At 73.3% G+C, this 17296-nt stretch carries 19 protein-coding genes; 13 read left to right on the top strand and 6 right to left on the bottom strand.

Annotated features, from left to right (window positions below):
- From BJ983_RS13175 to hxlB, 3 genes are read right to left on the bottom strand one after another with little or no spacing between them, the layout of a single operon-like run.
- A complete protein-coding gene (locus BJ983_RS13175; protein ID WP_179794196.1) occupies positions 1 to 1338 on the bottom strand; it encodes an ATP-dependent 6-phosphofructokinase in 1338 nt (445 codons plus the stop codon).
- A gap of 32 nt (positions 1339 to 1370) precedes the next feature.
- Positions 1371 to 2366, bottom strand: coding sequence for a class II fructose-bisphosphatase family protein (locus tag BJ983_RS13170; protein WP_179794195.1), 996 nt, complete (start codon positions 2364 to 2366; stop codon positions 1371 to 1373).
- A 50-nt stretch (positions 2367 to 2416) separates the two neighbouring features.
- Positions 2417 to 3028 carry a 6-phospho-3-hexuloisomerase gene (hxlB, locus tag BJ983_RS13165; protein ID WP_179794194.1) on the bottom strand — a complete coding sequence of 204 codons (612 nt, stop codon included), beginning with the start codon at positions 3026 to 3028 and terminating at the stop codon, positions 2417 to 2419.
- An 802-nt stretch (positions 3029 to 3830) separates the two neighbouring features.
- On the opposite strand from hxlB, the gene BJ983_RS13160 reads away from it, so the two are divergent.
- The 9 genes from BJ983_RS13160 to BJ983_RS13120 all read left to right on the top strand — a co-directional run bounded on the left by BJ983_RS13160 (position 3831) and on the right by BJ983_RS13120 (position 11804).
- Positions 3831 to 4808: a class I fructose-bisphosphate aldolase gene (locus BJ983_RS13160; RefSeq protein WP_179794193.1), complete on the top strand. Its 978-nt coding sequence runs from the start codon at positions 3831 to 3833 to the stop codon at positions 4806 to 4808.
- A 93-nt stretch (positions 4809 to 4901) separates the two neighbouring features.
- A complete protein-coding gene (gene rpe / locus BJ983_RS13155) occupies positions 4902 to 5582 on the top strand; it encodes a ribulose-phosphate 3-epimerase (protein ID WP_179794192.1) in 681 nt (226 codons plus the stop codon).
- Between the two features lie 77 nt (positions 5583 to 5659).
- Positions 5660 to 5926 (top strand): hypothetical protein, encoded by a 267-nt coding sequence (locus tag BJ983_RS13150; protein ID WP_179794191.1) that lies wholly within the window; start codon positions 5660 to 5662, stop codon positions 5924 to 5926.
- A gap of 83 nt (positions 5927 to 6009) precedes the next feature.
- Positions 6010 to 6690 carry a response regulator gene (locus BJ983_RS13145; RefSeq protein ID WP_179794190.1) on the top strand — a complete coding sequence of 227 codons (681 nt, stop codon included), beginning with the start codon at positions 6010 to 6012 and terminating at the stop codon, positions 6688 to 6690.
- A gap of 28 nt (positions 6691 to 6718) precedes the next feature.
- Positions 6719 to 7948, top strand: coding sequence for an ATP-binding protein (locus tag BJ983_RS13140; protein WP_179794189.1), 1230 nt, complete (start codon positions 6719 to 6721; stop codon positions 7946 to 7948).
- A gap of 345 nt (positions 7949 to 8293) precedes the next feature.
- The gene (locus BJ983_RS13135) at positions 8294 to 9127 is read left to right on the top strand and encodes a GNAT family N-acetyltransferase (protein WP_179794188.1); all 834 of its coding nucleotides are present in this window, start codon (positions 8294 to 8296) and stop codon (positions 9125 to 9127) included.
- Between the two features lie 439 nt (positions 9128 to 9566).
- Positions 9567 to 9941 (top strand): DUF3054 domain-containing protein, encoded by a 375-nt coding sequence (locus BJ983_RS31650; RefSeq protein WP_343054115.1) that lies wholly within the window; start codon positions 9567 to 9569, stop codon positions 9939 to 9941.
- Positions 9942 to 9951: 10 nt separating this feature from the next.
- A complete protein-coding gene (gene map, locus BJ983_RS13125; RefSeq protein ID WP_179794187.1) occupies positions 9952 to 10809 on the top strand; it encodes a type I methionyl aminopeptidase in 858 nt (285 codons plus the stop codon).
- Positions 10806 to 11804: a dihydrofolate reductase family protein gene (locus tag BJ983_RS13120; protein WP_179794186.1), complete on the top strand. Its 999-nt coding sequence runs from the start codon at positions 10806 to 10808 to the stop codon at positions 11802 to 11804. Before map ends, BJ983_RS13120 begins: the two co-directional genes overlap by 4 nt.
- Before the next feature lie 25 nt (positions 11805 to 11829).
- On the opposite strand, the gene BJ983_RS13115 is transcribed toward BJ983_RS13120, so the two are convergent.
- Positions 11830 to 12366 carry a GNAT family N-acetyltransferase gene (locus tag BJ983_RS13115; protein WP_179794185.1) on the bottom strand — a complete coding sequence of 179 codons (537 nt, stop codon included), beginning with the start codon at positions 12364 to 12366 and terminating at the stop codon, positions 11830 to 11832.
- A gap of 244 nt (positions 12367 to 12610) precedes the next feature.
- Between BJ983_RS13115 and BJ983_RS13110 the strand changes: the two genes are divergently transcribed.
- A complete protein-coding gene (locus tag BJ983_RS13110) occupies positions 12611 to 13111 on the top strand; it encodes a pyridoxamine 5'-phosphate oxidase family protein (protein WP_246325580.1) in 501 nt (166 codons plus the stop codon).
- Positions 13112 to 13126: 15 nt separating this feature from the next.
- Here BJ983_RS13110 and BJ983_RS13105 read toward each other — a convergent pair whose 3' ends face one another.
- Positions 13127 to 13924, bottom strand: coding sequence for an SAM-dependent methyltransferase (locus tag BJ983_RS13105; protein WP_179794184.1), 798 nt, complete (start codon positions 13922 to 13924; stop codon positions 13127 to 13129).
- A gap of 133 nt (positions 13925 to 14057) precedes the next feature.
- On the opposite strand from BJ983_RS13105, the gene BJ983_RS13100 reads away from it, so the two are divergent.
- Both BJ983_RS13100 and BJ983_RS13095 read left to right on the top strand, forming a co-directional pair.
- The gene (locus BJ983_RS13100; protein WP_218890259.1) at positions 14058 to 15101 is read left to right on the top strand and encodes a DUF5996 family protein; all 1044 of its coding nucleotides are present in this window, start codon (positions 14058 to 14060) and stop codon (positions 15099 to 15101) included.
- A gap of 53 nt (positions 15102 to 15154) precedes the next feature.
- Positions 15155 to 15514 carry a UBP-type zinc finger domain-containing protein gene (locus BJ983_RS13095; protein ID WP_179794183.1) on the top strand — a complete coding sequence of 120 codons (360 nt, stop codon included), beginning with the start codon at positions 15155 to 15157 and terminating at the stop codon, positions 15512 to 15514.
- 19 nt (positions 15515 to 15533) lie between these two features.
- On the opposite strand, the gene BJ983_RS13090 is transcribed toward BJ983_RS13095, so the two are convergent.
- The gene (locus BJ983_RS13090; RefSeq protein WP_179794182.1) at positions 15534 to 15983 is read right to left on the bottom strand and encodes a PGPGW domain-containing protein; all 450 of its coding nucleotides are present in this window, start codon (positions 15981 to 15983) and stop codon (positions 15534 to 15536) included.
- A gap of 106 nt (positions 15984 to 16089) precedes the next feature.
- On the opposite strand from BJ983_RS13090, the gene BJ983_RS13085 reads away from it, so the two are divergent.
- Positions 16090 to 17223, top strand: coding sequence for an MBL fold metallo-hydrolase (locus BJ983_RS13085; protein WP_343054112.1), 1134 nt, complete (start codon positions 16090 to 16092; stop codon positions 17221 to 17223).
- Positions 17224 to 17296 lie beyond the last annotated feature (73 nt).

Here is a 17296-nt window from a genome sequence, read left to right as displayed (position 1 = left end):
TCAGCCGGCGAGGATCTCGGTCTGGTTCGTCGCCTCGAGCACCGACATCCACAGGTCGCCGTCGGGGTCGACCCGGTTGCGGTGGCTCGTGATCACGGGCATCGGGACGTGCACGAATCGACGCCGCCAACGGACGACGACCGTCTCGGTGCGGCCGGCCATCGCGGCGTGCACCGCGGCGTGGGCCAGGCGGAGGCAGTAGACGCTGTCGTAGGCGTTGGCCGCGACGCTGCGGATGGAGTAGCTCGGGTCGATGTAGCGCAGCGTCGGCGGCAGCCCGACCCCGGTCAGGTGCTCGGTGAGTTCCTCGGCGAGGAACTGCCCGATGTCACCGAGCTTGGCGTTGCCCGAGGCGTCGGTCGCCCCGGTCTCCTCGAGCTGCCCCGTCGCGTCGAGGAGGTCCTGCCCGGCGCCCTCGGCGACGACGATCACCACGTGGCCGCGGGCCCGGATCAGGTGCTCGACCCGGCCCAGCAGGCCGTCGTCCCCGTCGAGGGTGAACGGGACCTCGGGGATGAGCACCATGTCGGCGCCGTAGGTGGCCAGGGCCGCGTAGCAGGCGATGAAGCCGGAGTGCCGGCCCATCAGTTTCACGATCCCCACGCCGTTCTCGTGGGCACTCGCCTCGATCGCCACCGAGTCGATGAAGTCGGTGGCGCGCTCGAAGGCGCTCTGGAACCCGAAGGACTGGTCGGTGTAGGGCAGGTCGTTGTCGATGGTCTTGGGGATCGCCACGACCGCGACGTCCAGGCCACGACGGTCGATCGCCGCCACCAGGCGCGTCGCGCCCCGGATGCTGCCGTCGCCGCCGATGACGACGAGGATGTCGACCTCCCGCGCGACCAGGGTGTCGACCATCTCGTCGGCGTCCTGGTCACCGCGGGAGCTGCCGAGGATGGTGCCCCCGGTCGGCGTGATGTCCCGGAAGCTCCTCCCCGTCAGGTCGACGGTGTCGTGGCGGTAGGTGGTCGTCAGACCGCGGAACCCGTTGCGGAACCCCAGGATCCGGTTCACCCGGTAATGGACGGTCAGTTCCTGGACCAGCCCCCGGATGACGTTGTTGACGCCCGGGCACAGCCCACCGCAGGACACGATCCCGACGGTCGTGTGTTCGGGGTCGAAGTAGATGTTCCGCCGGGCCCCCGCCGTCTCGAGGCTGGGCAGGGTCTCCATCGATCTCGAGGCGATCACCGACATCGTGTCGTCGAGCATCACCCGGTCGTCCTCGTGGACGAAGTGCGGCGTCGTCTCCTTGTCCGTGAGCAGGACGGAGAAGGGCGAGGGGATCCGGCACTCGCCGAGGGTGCGGACGCGGAGGTCCTCCAGTTCCACCGTCACCGGTCTCTCCCCGGGCGCGCGGGTGGTCGCGGTCATCGGGCGGGGATCGGCTCGAAGGTGGTGTGCCGGACGTGGCGGATCTGGCCGTCGGTGATCAACAGCGACTCGGCGAGGGTGGTGCCGTCGGCGCGGCGCGGTGCGGCGAGCAACGAGCCACCGCTGACCCCGGTGGCGGCGAACAGGGCGTCCCCGCCGACGAGCTCGTCGCGGTCGTAGATGCGGTCGACGCTCATACCGGCGTGCCGGACGGCCGCCGCCTCGTCGTCGGTCTTCGGCGCCAGGCGCCCGAGCATGCCGCCGCCGAGGGCCCGGACGGCCGCCGCGGTCATGACCCCCTCGGGGGTGCCCCCGACCCCGAGGAGCAGGTCGACGCCGCCGGTCGGCAGCAGCACCTCGAGCGCCCCGGCGACGTCACCCCCCGACGGGGTGTGCACCGCGGCCCCGGTCGCACGGACCCGGGCGATCAGGCCCTCCTCGCCCTGGTGGCGGGGCTTGTCCATGATCACCACGCGGAGCTCGTCCACCGGCTTGCCGAGGGCCTCGCCGACCTTGAGCAGGGTGCGCTCGGGAGGATCGGTCAGATCGATCGCGTCGCGCGCGGGCGGCGGGACCACGATCTTGTCCATGTAGAACCCCGGCCCCGGGGACCAGAACGTGCCCGGCTCGCCGAACGCGATCGTGGCCAGGGCGCCCGGTAGTCCCCTGGCGCAGAAGGACGTCCCCTCCAAGGGGTCGACGGCGACGTCGAAGTCGGGCCCACCGTCTCCGCGCCCGACGACCTCGCCGTTGAACAGCATCGGGGCGTTGTCCTTCTCGCCCTCGCCGATGACGACCGTTCCCTGCCCGGGAGCACCCGCCAGCACGTGACGCATCGCCTCGGTCGCGGCCCTGTCGGCCGCGTCCGGGTCGTGCCGGCCGACCCACGGGCAGCACGCCAGTGCTGCGCCGTGCGTCGCCGCGAGCGCCACCGCCTCCAGGGGCCCGAGGTCGGTCCGGGACCGCGCGAGCCGATCGTCCGCATGCTGCATGTCGGGCTCCATCTCTGCTCACCACCGGGAGGGTTCGACAGGTCAGGGCGTCACTCGAGATTGGCGTGGAGACGCCACAGTTCGCGGGCCTGCGTCCCGCTCGTCTGCCACAGGGCGTGGAACAGCGCGTCCGTGAGGATCAGGACCGACTGCTCGAACAGGCTCCCGGCGTACTGCACGGACGCCGTCCCGTCGAAGTCCTGTTTGTCGGCAGCGGGGATCACGAGCGTCTCGGTCGCGAAGCCCGCGAGATCGGAGTCGGGATTCGTGGTGATCGCCAGCACCGAGGCGCCCTGCTCGGACGCCGTCCTCGCCGCCGCGACGACCCGCTTCGTGGAGCCGGACCCCGACGCCGCGACCAGGACGTCGCCCTCGCCGATCGCCGGGGTGGTGGTCTCGCCGACCACGTGGGCGGACTTGCCCAGGTGCATGAAGCGCATCGCCGCCATCTGCAGGGCGAGTCCACTGCGGCCCGTACCCACGGTGAACACGGCCGGGGCGTCGATCAGCAGTCGTCCTGCCCGCGCCCAGGAATCGGCGTCGACCCCGGAGACGGTCGACGTGTGCTCGCCCGTGATCAGGGCGACGGCGTCATCGAACTGGGCGGGTCCCGCCCGCTCGACCGTGCTCGTGCCGGATTCCGCTGATGCCGATGCGGTCATGGGACACACCTCAGTTTCTCTCGACCGGACCCACGGAAGGCGCATGTGCCGGGAAGGGCACGGACCGGTGACCGGTCGATCGCCTGGCGGAATCGATCTCCTGATGGTTCACAGGGCGGCGCACATTCCGGTGCACCGCCTCGATCCCGGCACGCGCCCCCGCCTGCCGAGGCCCGGGAATCGGTGCCGCACCGTGGGGCCGCGGGGCCCACCCGGGCACCTCCACCGCTGCGCCGTCGATGTCATGTCGGCGGACGTTAATGACGCCGGTCACGTCGTCACCTCCCCCATGTGGGGGAGCCGAAGGGTGACCCGGGGAGCGACCGGGTCCCCCGCCGGCGTCGGACCGCCGCCTGCGCCCCGCCCCGGTGCCTCCGGTCCCGCCGGCTCCCGGGAGGAACTCCCGCATCCGCGGCTCGGCGGGGCGAGCAGCCGCTGACCAGCGCGAACCTGCGATCCGCGACGCGCGGTCGTCGTCGGGACCGGGGGAGCGGCCGCAGCGATGTGGTTGCGCTCACATCCGACGGCGTCTACAAAGAGTCGCACCGGGCCGGCTCGAGCCGCCGCGGCAGGACCCGCCGGACGTCACCCATCGCCCCCTGGGAATCGACGGCCCGATGCGGCGTCGATCGATCCTGCGGACGGCGTCGTGCCCTGCACGTCCCGCCGGTTCCCGCCACCGATCATTCCCGAGCCCGGCCGACCGCTCATGGTTCCGGGCCCGATCCCAGGCGCGGCGTCGCCCCCACCGGGCCGTTCCCGCAGCGCTTCGGCGCGACATCCCGAGGAGAGGCAGAGACCGATGCCAACGCTGAACGAGATCGCCCGGACCATGGTGTCGAACAAGCGCGGCATCCTGGCCGCCGACGAGAGCATCGGGACGATGTCGAGACGTCTCGAGAGCGTCGACGTCGAGCCCACGGAGGAGAACCGGCGTCGCTACCGCGAACTGCTCCTCACCACGCCCGGACTCTCCGACTCGGTCAGCGGCGCCATTCTGTCCGACGAGACGTTCCGCCAGGAACTGTCCGACGGCACCACGTTCCCGAACGCCCTGGGCGAGCGCGGTGTCCTCGCGGGGATCAAGGTCGACACCGGGGCCGTGCCCCTCGCAGGCGCCCCGGGCGAGAAGGTCACGGAGGGGCTCGACGGTCTGCGGGCGCGGCTCGAGGAGTACGTCGAGCTCGGGGCGAGCTTCACCAAGTGGCGGGCCGTCTTCTCGATCGGTGACGGCCTCCCCAGCGCCCGGGCGGTCCACGCCAACGCGCACGCCCTGGCGCGCTACGCCGGACTGTGCCAGGAGGCCGGGCTCGTGCCGATCGTGGAACCCGAGGTCGTGATGGACGGGGACCACTCGCTCGACGAGTGCCGGCAGGTCACCACGACGGTCCTGCGGTCGGTCTTCACCGAACTCGGTCTGATGGAGGTGCGGCTCGACGGCATCGTCCTCAAGCCGAACATGGTGGTGGCCGGGGACGCCTGCTCACGTCGGCCCGACGCGTCCGAGGTCGCCCGGGCCACCGTCGACACGTTGCACGAGACCGTCCCGCCGGGAGTCCCCGGGATCGCCTTCCTCTCCGGCGGCCAGACCCCGGAGGAGGCGACCGCGAACCTGGCGGCGATGCAGGAGATCACGCCCCTGCCCTGGGAGCTGACCTACTCCTTCGGGCGCGCGCTCGTGGGGCCCGCACTCGACACCTGGCGAGGCAGCGACGACGGGTGGGAGGCCGCCCAGAAGGCCCTCTCCGAGCGCGCGGTCGCCAACGCCTCCGTGCGCTGAGCGATGACGATCTGGACCGTGCACCGCCGACGGTCGGTCGAGGACCCGTCGCGCGTTCCGCCGCTACCGAGACGTTCGAGACGGAGAAAGCCCGTGCCCCATCCCCAGATCGTCGCCTCGGTCCTGGGTGCCGACTACTCGCGCCTCGGTGGTGAGGTCCTCGACCTCGTGGCGGCCGGTGTCGACCGCATCCAGTGGGACGTCATGGACGGGCACTTCGTCCCGAACCTGACGTTCGGCGCCGACGTGATCGCTGCCTGTCGGTCGTACACCGAGGTGCCCTTCGAGGCGCACCTCATGGTGGCCGACCCGGATGCGGTGCTGTCCGACTTCGTCGAGGCGGGGTGCGAGACGATCATCGTCCACGTCGAGACGTGCCCGCACCTGCATCGCACGCTGTCGAGGATCCGGGAGCTCGGCGCGCGGGCGGGCGTCGCGGTGAATCCCGCGAGCTCCCTCGAGTTCGTCCCGTACGTCCTCGAGCAGCTCGATCACCTCCTGATCATGACGGTCAATCCCGGCTTCGGGGGCCAGGACTACATCGGGGCGATGGAGGCCAAGGTCTCGCAGGCCCGCGGACTCGTGCGCGATTCCGGCCGGGCGATCCGGATCGAGGTGGACGGGGGGATCTCCGTGGACACCGCGGCGGCGGCGCGCACCTCCGGCGCGGAGCTCCTCGTCGCCGGCTCCGCCCTGCTCACCCACCCGGCCGGCAAACGAGCGGCCGTCGAGGACCTCCAGCGTGTCCTGGCGGAGTCGTCGCCCGCGCCGTGACGCGCGGGCAGTGCAGAGCGCGGGCGACGCCGTTCCGGCGCGCGTGCCGCGCACGAGGAAGAACGAGAGGGAGAACCATGGTCGTCGAGAAGGCATCTGCGCCGGAAGGCCGACAGACCCTGCTGCGGCACGCCGCCACGGTGGTGCGTACGCGGGGGGAGCGCGGTGGCTACGCCGGCGTGTCCCCGGCGGACGCCGCCGAACTGAGCAGCACGTTGGAGTCGATCGCCGCCACGGCGGACGACGACGGGGTCGATCACGAGGAAGCGGTCGCGCTGGCGCACCGCCTGGTGGACGACGACCACCCCGAACTGTCGCCGATGTGGCCCGGCACGGCGACGTAGGCCGACGTCACGGTTCGATGGGATCGTCGGTCCGGAGCACCGGAACTCCCCCCGACGGCGGCTCGGGCTCCTACCATGGGCGGATGGCCGCCGTCGCTCGATCCCCTGCGACGGGGCCCCTCCGGGTGGTCCTGGTCGACGATCACGAGATGGTCCTGGCCGGATTGCAGCAGATGCTCGCGCCGTTCCTCGACCGGGTCCGGGTCGTCGGGTCCGCGTCCGACGTGGCGGACGCGCTCGAGGTCGTCGTCTCGATGCAGCCCGATCTCGTACTCGCCGACGTGCGCCTGGCCGGCGAGAGCGGCCTCGACCTGTGTCGTCGGCTCGGCGAGCGGGCGCCCGGTCGACGCGTCGTGCTGCTGTCGGTGTACGACGACGAGCAGTACGTCTTCCAGGCGCTGCGCGCGGGTGCGGCGGGCTACCTGCTCAAGAGCATCCGCGGCGAGGAGCTCGTCTCGCAGCTCGAGCTGGCGGCCGCCGGCACGACGGTCATCGACGCCACCATGGCGGGCCGTGTCGTGACCTCGGCGGCGCGGCTGGAGCGCGACGAGTTCTGGCCCGGCGCCCACCTCGGGCTCACCCACCGGGAGAGTGAGGTGCTCGCGCTGCTGGTCGCGGGGTGCAGCAACCGGGCCATCGCGTCCCGTCTGGTGATCGGCGAGGAGACCGTGAAGACCCACGTCCGTGCGGTGCTGCGCAAGCTCGGGGTCGCCGACCGCACGGCGGCCGTGGCGGCGGCGCTGCGGGAGGGGATGTTCCGGTGAGCCGGGCCCGCCGCGATCCGAGCCGCGCGTGATCGGCAGTCTCGGGCTCGCCGACCCGGAGCGCGAGAACGCCGTCCTGCTCGCGATCATCGAGGCCGCCACCTCGTCGGGACCGGACCCGGAGGCACGTGCGGCCGCCGTCGCGCAGGTGATCACCGACGCCACCGCGACGGACGTCTGCTTCGTCCACGTCCTCGACGACTCCGAGCGCGCGCTGACCCTGCTCGGGGCGACCCCGCCGTTCGACGCCGAGGTCGGCTCGGTGCACCTGCCGTTGGGACGAGGGGTCAGCGGCTGGGTCGCCAGTCACCTCGAACCGGTCGTGATCGTCGAGGACAAGGAGTCCGACCCGCGCTACATCCCGATCCCGTCCCTCCGGGGTCGCGACTACACCTCGATGGTCTCGGTCCCGATGATCAGCGCACCGTGGGGCCTGACCGGCGTGCTCAACGTGCACACCCGCCACCGGCACGAGTTCGACGACCGCGACGTGCGGCTGCTGCTCGCCATCGGCCGGCTGCTCGCGGGGTCGGTCCACCAGGCGCGGATGCACCGCCGGCTCGCCCTCCGCGAACGGGCCCAGCAGCGGTTCACCGAACGGATCGTCGCCGCGCAGGAGGCCGAACGCCGCCAACTGGCGCACGACATCCACGACGGGATCTCCCAACGACTCGTCTCGCTCTCCTTCCACCTCGACGCAGCGCTCACCCACCTCGACCGCGGCGACACCGACCCGGCGCGGACGGACACCGAGACGGCGCGCAGCCTCGTCGAGACCACGCTGGGCGAGGCCCGCGCCGCCATCGGCGCCCTGCACCCCCCGGTGATCGACGACCTCGGCCTCACGGGCGCCCTCACGGCCCTGGCGTCCGACCTGCCCGGCGTCGCGCACGCCCTCCACCTCGACGACGTGGACCTCCCCGACCACGTCGAGATCGCCTTCTACCGGATCGCCCAGGAGGCACTGCAGAACGTCCTCAAGCACGCCGACGCCACGCGGGTCACCATCCGGCTCGACACCGACCCCGCCGGGGTGCGGCTCGAGGTGACCGACGACGGTGTCGGGACCGCCGGCTCCACGCCGGACCCGGCCGGGGACGACGGCGGGTTCGGGCTGGCCTCCCTGCGGGAGCGGGCCGAGCTCATCGGCGGGGCGCTGACCTTCACCTCCGGCCCGGGACGGGGCACGACGGTGGTGGTGACCGCCCCGAATCCCGACCACGCAGGTATCGGCGACGGGGCCGAGCTCGACGCCTGATCGCGTCGGGCGTCGGCGCCCGGAGTCGTGCGCGGCATCAGGCCGGACACAGAAGAAACGCCCGCCGCGACGATGCGGCGGGCGTAGGGGGGAGCTGGTGGGGGACTCAGCGACGGGTGCGGCGCGGGTTCGCGACGCTGCCCTGACGCGCGAGGGCCTCGAGGGCGGCCGCGGCGTCGATGTCGTCCCGGGTGGTGTCGTCTGCCATGACCCCAGGGTCCACGACCGAGCTGTTCGATTCATGTCCGACACCTGTGTCGCTCATGACGGTCCGATGAAGCAACCCGCGCGAGGTGTACGCACCGTGCACGGTTGATGGCGGCTCCGGTGTGGCACTCTTGCGGTGTGCTCCGTACCGCCGGTGCGCGGCTCCTCGACGACCGTGACCGGTCGAGGGTGCGCGGTGTGCTCGACGCTGACCCGGTCGCGACCTGCATGGTCGCGTCGCGGGTCGAGACGGTCGGTGTCGAACCCTGGCGCCTCGGCGGTGAGCTGTGGGGCGTGGGTGGCCGCCTGGACGGGTTGTGCTTCTCCGGGGCCAACCTGGTGCCGCTGCGTGGTGAGCGCGCCGCCGTCCGCGCCTTCGCCGAACGTGCACGGCGCAACCGACGCACGTGCTCCTCGCTCGTCGGACGCCGTGAACTGGTGCTGCCGCTGTGGGAGGAGCTGTCCGAGCACTGGGGCGAGGCCCGCGAGGTGCGGCCCGACCAGCCGTTGATGGCCACCGACTCGAACCCGTCGATCATCCCCGACCGCGAGGTCCGGCAGGCGCGCCCCGACGACATGGAGCGCTACCTCCCGGCGGCGATCGCGATGTTCCTCGAGGAGGTCGGGGTCGACCCGCGGGTCGGCGACGGCGGGGCGGGCTACCGCGCCCGCGTCTCGGAGCTGATCTCCTCCGGACGCGCGTTCGTGCGCTTCGAGCAGGGCGAGGTCGTGTTCAAGGCCGAGGTGGGCGCCCTCTCCACGCGGGTCGGCCAGATCCAGGGCGTCTGGGTGCACCCCGACTGGCGCGGCCGTGGTCTCGGCCAAGCCGGCACCGCGGCGGTCGTCGACCACCTCGTCCGGGCCGGCCGGATCGCGTCGCTCTACGTGAACGCGTTCAACACCCCGGCCCGGGCCGCCTACGCCCGCGTGGGGTTCCAGCAGGTCGCGAGCTTCGCCACCGTCCTGTTCTGACCCGCCCCCTCCCTCGGTGGCAGCGAAGCGTCGTTGCTGTCGTCCAGTGGCAGTTCCGCCCCATCCTCGGGCAGGCCTGCGGCCCCGTCGCGAGCTCTCCACAGGGCAGGTTCCGGGGCCTGCCGGCCTGCCTGATGTGTACCTCGGCGCGGGCGGCGGGCTTCCGGCATGAGAGTCGTCTGCCACCGCTGACGTCCGACGCGCGCAGGTCGCCACGGTCGTCCTCCGGTCGCGGGGCCTCGTCGGTGGCCGATCCGTGTCACCGGACGCGTCGGAGGCGCCATCGACGCACGAGCTGATGCACCCGTCGTCGGGAAGATTCGGACAGGCCGAGCGAGCACCTCGCGCGGCCCGCCGACGATGTGGCGTTCCTGCCACTGGACGCCGGCAACGACGCTTCGCTGCCACGAGGGGAGGGGACCGGCCTACCCTCGGCCCCGTGCGTAGCCGTGCCCTCGCCCTCGTCGACGTCCTCGCCGTGCTGGTGTTCGCCGCGATCGGACGGCGCTCGCACGAGGAGGACCTGGCGATCGTCGGCATCGCGGAGGTCGCCGCGCCGTTCGTCCTCGGCGCCCTGGTCGGCGCCCTCGTGAGCCGTTCCTGGCGTGACCCCCTGTCGTGGCGCTCCGGTGTGAGCGTCTGGCTCGGGGCCGTCGTCGTCGGGATGCTCCTGCGCTGGGCGTTCGTGGACACCCCGCCGCTGAGCTTCGTCATCGTCGCGACCGTCTCGCTCGCCGTGCTCGTCCTCGGCTGGCGCGGGGTGGTGCGCGCCGTCACGGCGGTGCGGGGGAGGCGTCGGCACCAGGACGCCTAGGGTGGAGGACATGCCGGTGCGTGCCCCTCTGCGCCCCGGGCAGCAGACGCCTCTGCGCCCGGTGCCGTCGTCCATCACGAGGCCCGAGTACGTCGGGAAGCCCGCTCCCGCGCGCTCGACCGACCCGTGGGTGCAGGACCCCGAGATCATCGAGAAGATGCGGCACGCGAGCCGGATCGCGGCGCAGTCGCTGCAGCTCGGCGGCGAGGCCGTGCGGCCCGGCGTGACCACCGACGAGGTCGACCGGGTGGTCCACGAGTTCCTCGTCGACCACGGCGCGTACCCGTCGACGCTCGGGTACCGGAACTTCCCGAAGTCGTGCTGCACCTCGCTCAACGAGGTCATCTGCCACGGCATCCCCGACTCGACGGTGATCGAGGACGGCGACATCGTCAACATCGACGTCACCGCCTACATCGACGGCGTGCACGGCGACACGAACGCGACCTTCCTCGCGGGCGACGTCTCCGAGGAGGACCGCCTCCTCGTCGAGCGCACCCACGAGGCGACGATGCGTGCGATCAAGGCCGTGAAGCCGGGTCGCGAGCTCAACGTGGTCGGGCGGGTCATCGAGGCCTACGCCAACCGCTTCGGCTACGGCGTGGTCCGCGACTTCACGGGCCACGGCATCGGCCGGGCATTCCACAGCGGCCTCGTGGTGGTGCACTACGACGACCCGTCGCGCCACGAGATGCTCGAGCCCGGCATGACGTTCACGATCGAGCCGATGATCACCCTCGGCTCGATCGACTACGACATCTGGGACGACGGCTGGACGGTGACGACGAAGGACAAGTCGCGCACCGCCCAGTTCGAGCACACCATCCTGGTCACCGACACGGGCAGCGAGATCCTGACGCTGCCGTGAGGCCGCACGTCCTCGCGAGCTGCGCCGTCTCGCTCGACGGGTTCCTCGACGATGCGACCCCGCAGCGCCGCATCCTGTCCGGTCCCGCCGATCTCGACCGGGTCGACCAGGAGCGGGCGGGGGTCGACGCGATCCTGGTCGGGGCGGGCACCGTCCGCGCGGACGACCCGCGGCTGCTGGTCCGCGCCCCGGAGCGCCGGGCGGCCCGGGTCGCCCGCGGGCTCCCGCCGAGTCCGCTGCGGGTGGTCCTGACGACGGGTGCGATCGACCCGTCCGCCCGCGTCCAGGCCGAGCCCGGGGCCGAGACCATCACGCTCGCCGGCAGCCCCGGTGAGGTGCTCGACGCGCTCGGGGCACAGGGTGTGGTGCGGCTGATGATCGAGGGCGGCGCGGCGGTGCTGCGCGAGTTCCTGACGGCGGGTCTGGTCGACGAGCTGCAGCTGGTCCTGGCCCCGCAGCTGGTGGGCGACGGTCCGCGGTTCACCGGCGGCGGCCGGGCCCCGCACCTGGTGGAGACCCGCACGATCGGTGGCGACGTCCTGCTGCGCCACCGCTTCGGCGAGGCCGACGACCGGCACCTGGCCGAGGCGTGTCTGCTCGCTGAGCACTGCCCGCCGTCGGCGACCGCGTTCAGCGTGGGGTGCGTGGTGGTCGCCGACGACGGCACGGTGCTCGGTGCCGGGTGGTCGCGGCGGGATCATCCGCTCGACCACGCCGAGGAGGGGGTGCTGCGGGCGTTGGGCAACGACCCGCGGCTGCGTCGGGCCACGCTGTACAGCTCCTTGGAGCCGTGCGGGGAGCGGGCGTCGCGGCCCGACCCGTGCGCCGCCCTGATCGCCCGCGCCGGGATCCCGCGGGTGGTCCACGCGTGGAGCGAGCCGCCGGACTTCGTCACCGCGCCGAGCGGGAGCGCCCAGCTCGAGGCGGTCGGTGTCGAGGTCATGCAGCTCCCGCGGTGGGAGCCGCTGGCGATCAGGTGCGCTACGCGCAGGTGAGCACTAAGTGGGGCTATAACGCTCTTTAGTGCTCACCTGGCGAAGCCACCTCGAAGTGCACCGTCGACCACGGGTCCGGCCGGGCGTCGTACACCTCGACGAGCCCGGGGAAGGCCCGCCAGAAGGCGAGCGCGCCCGGCACGGAGGCGTTCGTGTGCAGGCAGACGACGTCGAAGCGGTCCACCGCCCAGTCCACGGCGGCCTGCGCGAGGGTCCGCCCGTACCCGCCGCGCCGGGCCGACGGCGCCACCCACACCCGGCAGATCTGGCCGACCGAGGCCGACGCGTAGCGCGCCGCCAGCCACTCCGGGACGTACTCGGCCTGGGGCCCACCGGGCCGCACCGACGCGGTGCCGGCCACCGTCCCGTCCTCGGCGTAGGACACGAGCAGCACCCGGTCGGGCTGACCGAGGTACGCGGCGGCGAGGTCGTCCACGTCGGTGTGGAACCGCGGGTCGTGCCCGCCGAGCTCCACGAGCATCGCGCGCATGTGCAGCTCGACGGCGGGCAGGTCCTCGACCCCGGCGGGGCGCACGGTCGGCTTCCCGACGGCGACGGTCATCGCCCTACTCTTGCACATTCTCGGCAGCAGACACGCCTGAGCGACTGCTGTTCACACGCTGTGGTCGTGAACCGCGGTCCGGGAGAGGAACGGCTCTCGACGGCGGCCGCGAGCCCGGGTGAACGTAGTGCGTCACTGCTTGCACCCAGCGACAGGAATTCCACACCGTCGCGCGGCGATGTCGAGAACCGCGATCCGGCTCCGTCCCGGGGATGACCGACCCCCGATCGCCAGGAGCACCCCGATGAGCACCATGGACGCCCGCACCGTCACCGAGACCCTCGCGCACCCCGTCGCCCAGGAGCTGCTGTTCTCCGACGTCCCCGCCCGCCTGTCCTACGTCGGCCTCGACGGCGACCCGCGCGTGGTGCCGACGGCGTTCTGGTGGAACGGCACCGCGATCGTGATCACCACCGTCGTGCACTCGGCCAAGGTCGCCGCGATCACGGCCCACCCGCGGGTCGCCCTCGCCGTCGACCGGCCGGGCATGCCGCCGCGCTCCCTGCTGATCCGCGGCCGGGCGGAGATCGAGATCGTCGACGGGGTGCGGGACGAGTTCGTGGCCGCGTCCCGCAAGATCACGCCGGCCGAGGCGATGCCGGCCTGGGAGGCCGGGGTGCGGGCGCTCTACCGGCAGACGGCGGTCCTGACGATCAGGCCCGACCACGTCGTGCTGCACGACTTCGAGACCACGATCCCGAAGGCGGTCTCCGACCTCGTCGCGCAGCGGGGCGACCCCCGCTGACGGGCACGGCCGGACCTAGCCGCCCTTCACCCCGACCGCGGCCCAGGTGGCGGCCGCGCGGGGCGCCAGGCCCGCCTGCGGCCAGTCGGTGATGTCGACGACGCCGGGGTCGGCCACCGTGAAGTCGCCGAGCAGCCCCCGGACCTCGGCGCGGGAGCGCAACGTCACCGGCGACGCGGTGTCGGCGAAGCTGTCCGCCACGGCCCGCATGCGGGCCGCGTGGTCGGGGTCCTCGACGTCGTCGCTGCCGTGGCTGATCGCGAGGACGCTGCCCGGCGCGAGCCGGTCGCGGTAGACGGACATGAAGCGCTCCGCGTCGCCGATGACGAAGTGCAGGCACGCGACCGCGAGCACGGCGACGGGCTCGTCGAAGGCCAGCAGCCCGGCGACGGAGTCCGCGCCGAGCACGCCGGCGGCGTCGGTGAGGTCGGCACGGGTCACGGTGACGGTGTCCAGGTCGGCGACGATGCTCGCGCTGTGCGCGACGGCGATCGGGTCGCAGTCGACGTAGGCGACGCGCACGGACGGGTCCGGGGCGAGCGCGATCTCGTGCACGTTGCCGACGGTGGGGATGCCCGAGCCCAGGTCGAGGAACTGCCGCACCCCGCGGGCGAGACACCACTGCACCACGCGGCGCAGGAACGACCGGTTCGCGTGCGCCCCGAACTGCTGGTCGGGGTTCGCGGCGAGGAGCCGCCGGGCGTGGTCCCGGTCGACCTCGAAGTTGTGCGCCCCGCCGAGGAGGTGGTCGTAGACCCGCGCCCCGTTGGGACGGCTGAGATCGAGCTCGTCCGGCCAGGGTCCCTCCGCCATGGCGGAACGGTAGCGCGCGATCCGAGTGGACCCTGTGAGAACAGGAGATCCGGCACGGTCGTCCGACCGATGCGCGCGGCACGCGTTCCTGGTGCCATGGGCGGAGCCCACGACCCGCTCCCCGGAGGCCGGAATGACCGAGCTGTTCCCCGAGCTCCGCTACGCGGACTGGCGGCCGACCCGGGAGACGGTGCACCGCTTCCTGCAGATCGTCGGCAAGGTCCGGCTGGCGGCCAGCCCGCGCCGCAACCACTGGTGGAACGTGCCCCTGCACCTCACCGGGCGCGGCCTGACGACCCGGCCGATGAGCGTCGACGGGGTCCGGGCCTTCGCGATCGACCTCGACCTGCTCGACCACCGGCTCGACCTGAGCACCGCCGACGGCGGGCGGTGGTCCTTCCCGCTCGCGGGCCGCTCGGTCGCCGCGTTCCACGCCGACCTCACGGCCGGGCTCGCCGCGCTCGGCCTCCCCGTCGTGATCGCCGACCCCCGTCCGTTCGACCTCCCCGACGCCGCGCGTCCGTTCGCCGCGGACACCGAGCACGCGACCTACGACCCGGAGGCCGTCACCCGGTACTGGCGCATCCTCGGCCAGGTCAATCTGCTCCTCGAGGAGTTCGCCGGGCGCTACAGCGGCAAGACCAGCCCGGTCCACCACTTCTGGCACACCTTCGACATCGCACTCACCCGGTTCTCCGACCGGGTGGTCGAGCACGGCGCCGACACCGACCCGGTGACGCGGGAGGCGTACTCACGGGAGGTGGTCAGCTTCGGGTTCTGGTTCGGCGACCCCGTCACCCCCGAGCCGGCGTTCTACTCGTACACCGCGCCCGAACCCGCCGGGATCACCGATGCGCCGCTCGTCCCGCCCGCGGCGCGGTGGCAGGAGCAGAACGGCGCGCACCTCGCGGTCCTGACCTACGCCGACGCCCGCGCGGCAGCCGACCCGCGCGGGGCGGTCCTCGACTTCTACGAGAGCGCCTACCGCGCCGGCGCGTCCCGGGCGGGGTGGCCGATCGACGACCTGTCCTGCCACCGCGGGGCGACCGACCCGGTGCTCGTGGCCCTGCCGGCGGGCGAGACGCAGGCCGAGCACGACCGGATCCTCCGGGCCGAGCACGATCTCGCCGTCGCCTCGGACTGGTTCCCGACGGCGGGTGGGGGCGCCGCGCGCTGAACGCGGCGGTACGGCCGAACGACCGATGCGGGCGTGGCGGTGGTGCGCGCAGGATGTCGCGCGTGGACGAGACCCCGAGCGAGATCGACCCCGCCGCCGCCCCGTCCGGCGCGGGCTGCCTGGAGTGCGACCGGAACGGCGGCTGGTGGTTCCACCTCCGGCGCTGCGCCGCGTGCGGTCACGTCGGCTGCTGCGACTCCTCGCCGTCGCAGCACGCCACCCGGCACGCCCGCGAGGCGGGCCACCCGATCCTCACCAGCTACGAGCCCGGCGAGTACTGGTTCTACGACGACCGGACCGGTGCCGCCGGCGAGGGTCCCGACCTGGCGGACCCGCGGCACCACCCCACGGAGCAGACCGTGCCCGGCCCGGCCGACCGCGTCCCGCGGGACTGGACGTCGCAGCTGAACTGAGCGCGGCCGGACGACGGACTCACACCACCCGTCGTCGGGAAGGCTCCGGCGTCGCGGCGCGGCCGCCCCAGCGGTGGACGCTGTAGCCCAGCAGGCCGAGCAGGATGACCCCGGAGAGGATCAGGCTCGACCCGGTGCCGACCCCGGCGAAGGGCAGGGACGGCACGGTCATCCACACGATCCCGCCGATGACCAGCGCCAGGCCGACGGCGGCGGTCCAGGCGATGCGCAGCCGCGACGCGACACTGAACTGCGCGGCCGTGATCGCCTGCCGCCGGACCGGCGCGACGTAGCGCTGCGCCCAGGGGTACTCGTTCGCGAGCACGATCAGTCCGGCGAGCACGAGCAGCAGGCCGGGCCCGGGCAGGACGAGCAGGACGACGCCGACCACGACGAGGGCGACGCCGACGATCGTCACCGCGATCCGACGGAACAGGACGCCGGCGTCACGCGCCGCTCGAGGTGCCATACCGCCCGGTTACCCCCGTGCGGGGCCGGTCTCCCGCCCTCGTGAGGCGGCACGCACGCCGGGGACCGGGGGAGCGGGTCGGACGCCGGCACGGGAGGCTGACGCCGTGCGTCGCTCCCCCCGCGCGGTCGTGGTCGGTCTCGGTGCCCCGCTCGCCCTCGGCGTGGCCGGGTTCGGCCTCCACGTCCGCCGGAACATGGGGGCGTGGCCGTCGGCGCTGCGCCGGATCGCGGCGGCCTCGCCGCACGCGCCCGGGGGCACCTTCGCCAACCGCGAGCCGGGCCTGCCACGACCGGACCTGACGGCGCGTCAGATCGCGACGATGCTGCTGCGCCGCCGGGAGCGGGGGATGCCGTCGGGCCCGGTCCCGCTCGACGTCCCGGACACGACGTCCGGGCGCGCCCCGCTCGCCGCGACCTGGTTCGGGCACACGAGTGTGCTCCTCGAGATCGACGGACGGCGGGTCCTCACCGACCCGCTGTGGTCGCGGCGCACGTCGCCCGTCCCCGGCTTCGGGCCGCGCCGCCTGCACGAGCCGCCGGTCGCCTTGACGGCGCTGGGCGAGGTCGACGTCGTCCTGGTCAGTCACGACCACTACGACCACCTCGACCGCCCGACGGTCGTCGCGCTGGCCCGCCGCACCGCCGCGACCTTCGTCGTGCCGCTCGGGGTCGGTGCCCACCTGCGGACCTGGGGTGTCGCGTCGGACCGCATCGTCGAGCGGGACTGGAACGAGGCCGCGGTGCTCACCGGGCTGACGTTCACCTGCCTGGAGGCCCGGCACTTCTCCGGCCGCGGGTTCCGGCGCAACACCACGCAGTGGGCCGCGTGGAAGGTGGCCGGTCCGACGCGCGCCGTGTACGTCGCGGGGGACACCGGGGCGAGCGCCGTGCACGCCCGGACCGGCGCCGAGCACGGCCCGTTCGACCTCACCCTCGTCCCGGTCGGGGCGTACGCCGAGCTGTGGCCGGACATCCACACGACCCCCGAGGAGGCCGTCGCGGCCCACGTCGCGCTGCGGGGCTCGACGATGCTGCCGGTGCACTGGGCGACCTTCGCCCTCGGCTTCCACGGCTGGGCCGAGCCGGCGGAGCGCACGGTGCGCGCGGCGGAGGCCGACGGCGTCGGGCTCGCGCTGCCACGCCCCGGGCAGCGCCTCGAGCTCTCCCGTCCCGACGCCGGGCGTGGGTCGCCCTGGTGGCGCGAGACTCCCGGGGGAGGTGCCCCGGCGTCCGACTGAGCGGATCGGCGCCGCCGAGCGGCCCAACTTCACGGCGGGTCGGCGTGTCGGGGTAACTGCGCGGGGGGCGGTC

Source organism: Actinomycetospora corticicola (assembly GCF_013409505.1).
Lineage (GTDB): Bacteria > Actinomycetota > Actinomycetes > Mycobacteriales > Pseudonocardiaceae > Actinomycetospora > Actinomycetospora corticicola.
The sequence above is the reverse complement of the archived record's forward strand: the minus strand, read 5'-3'. Positions and strand labels throughout refer to the sequence as shown.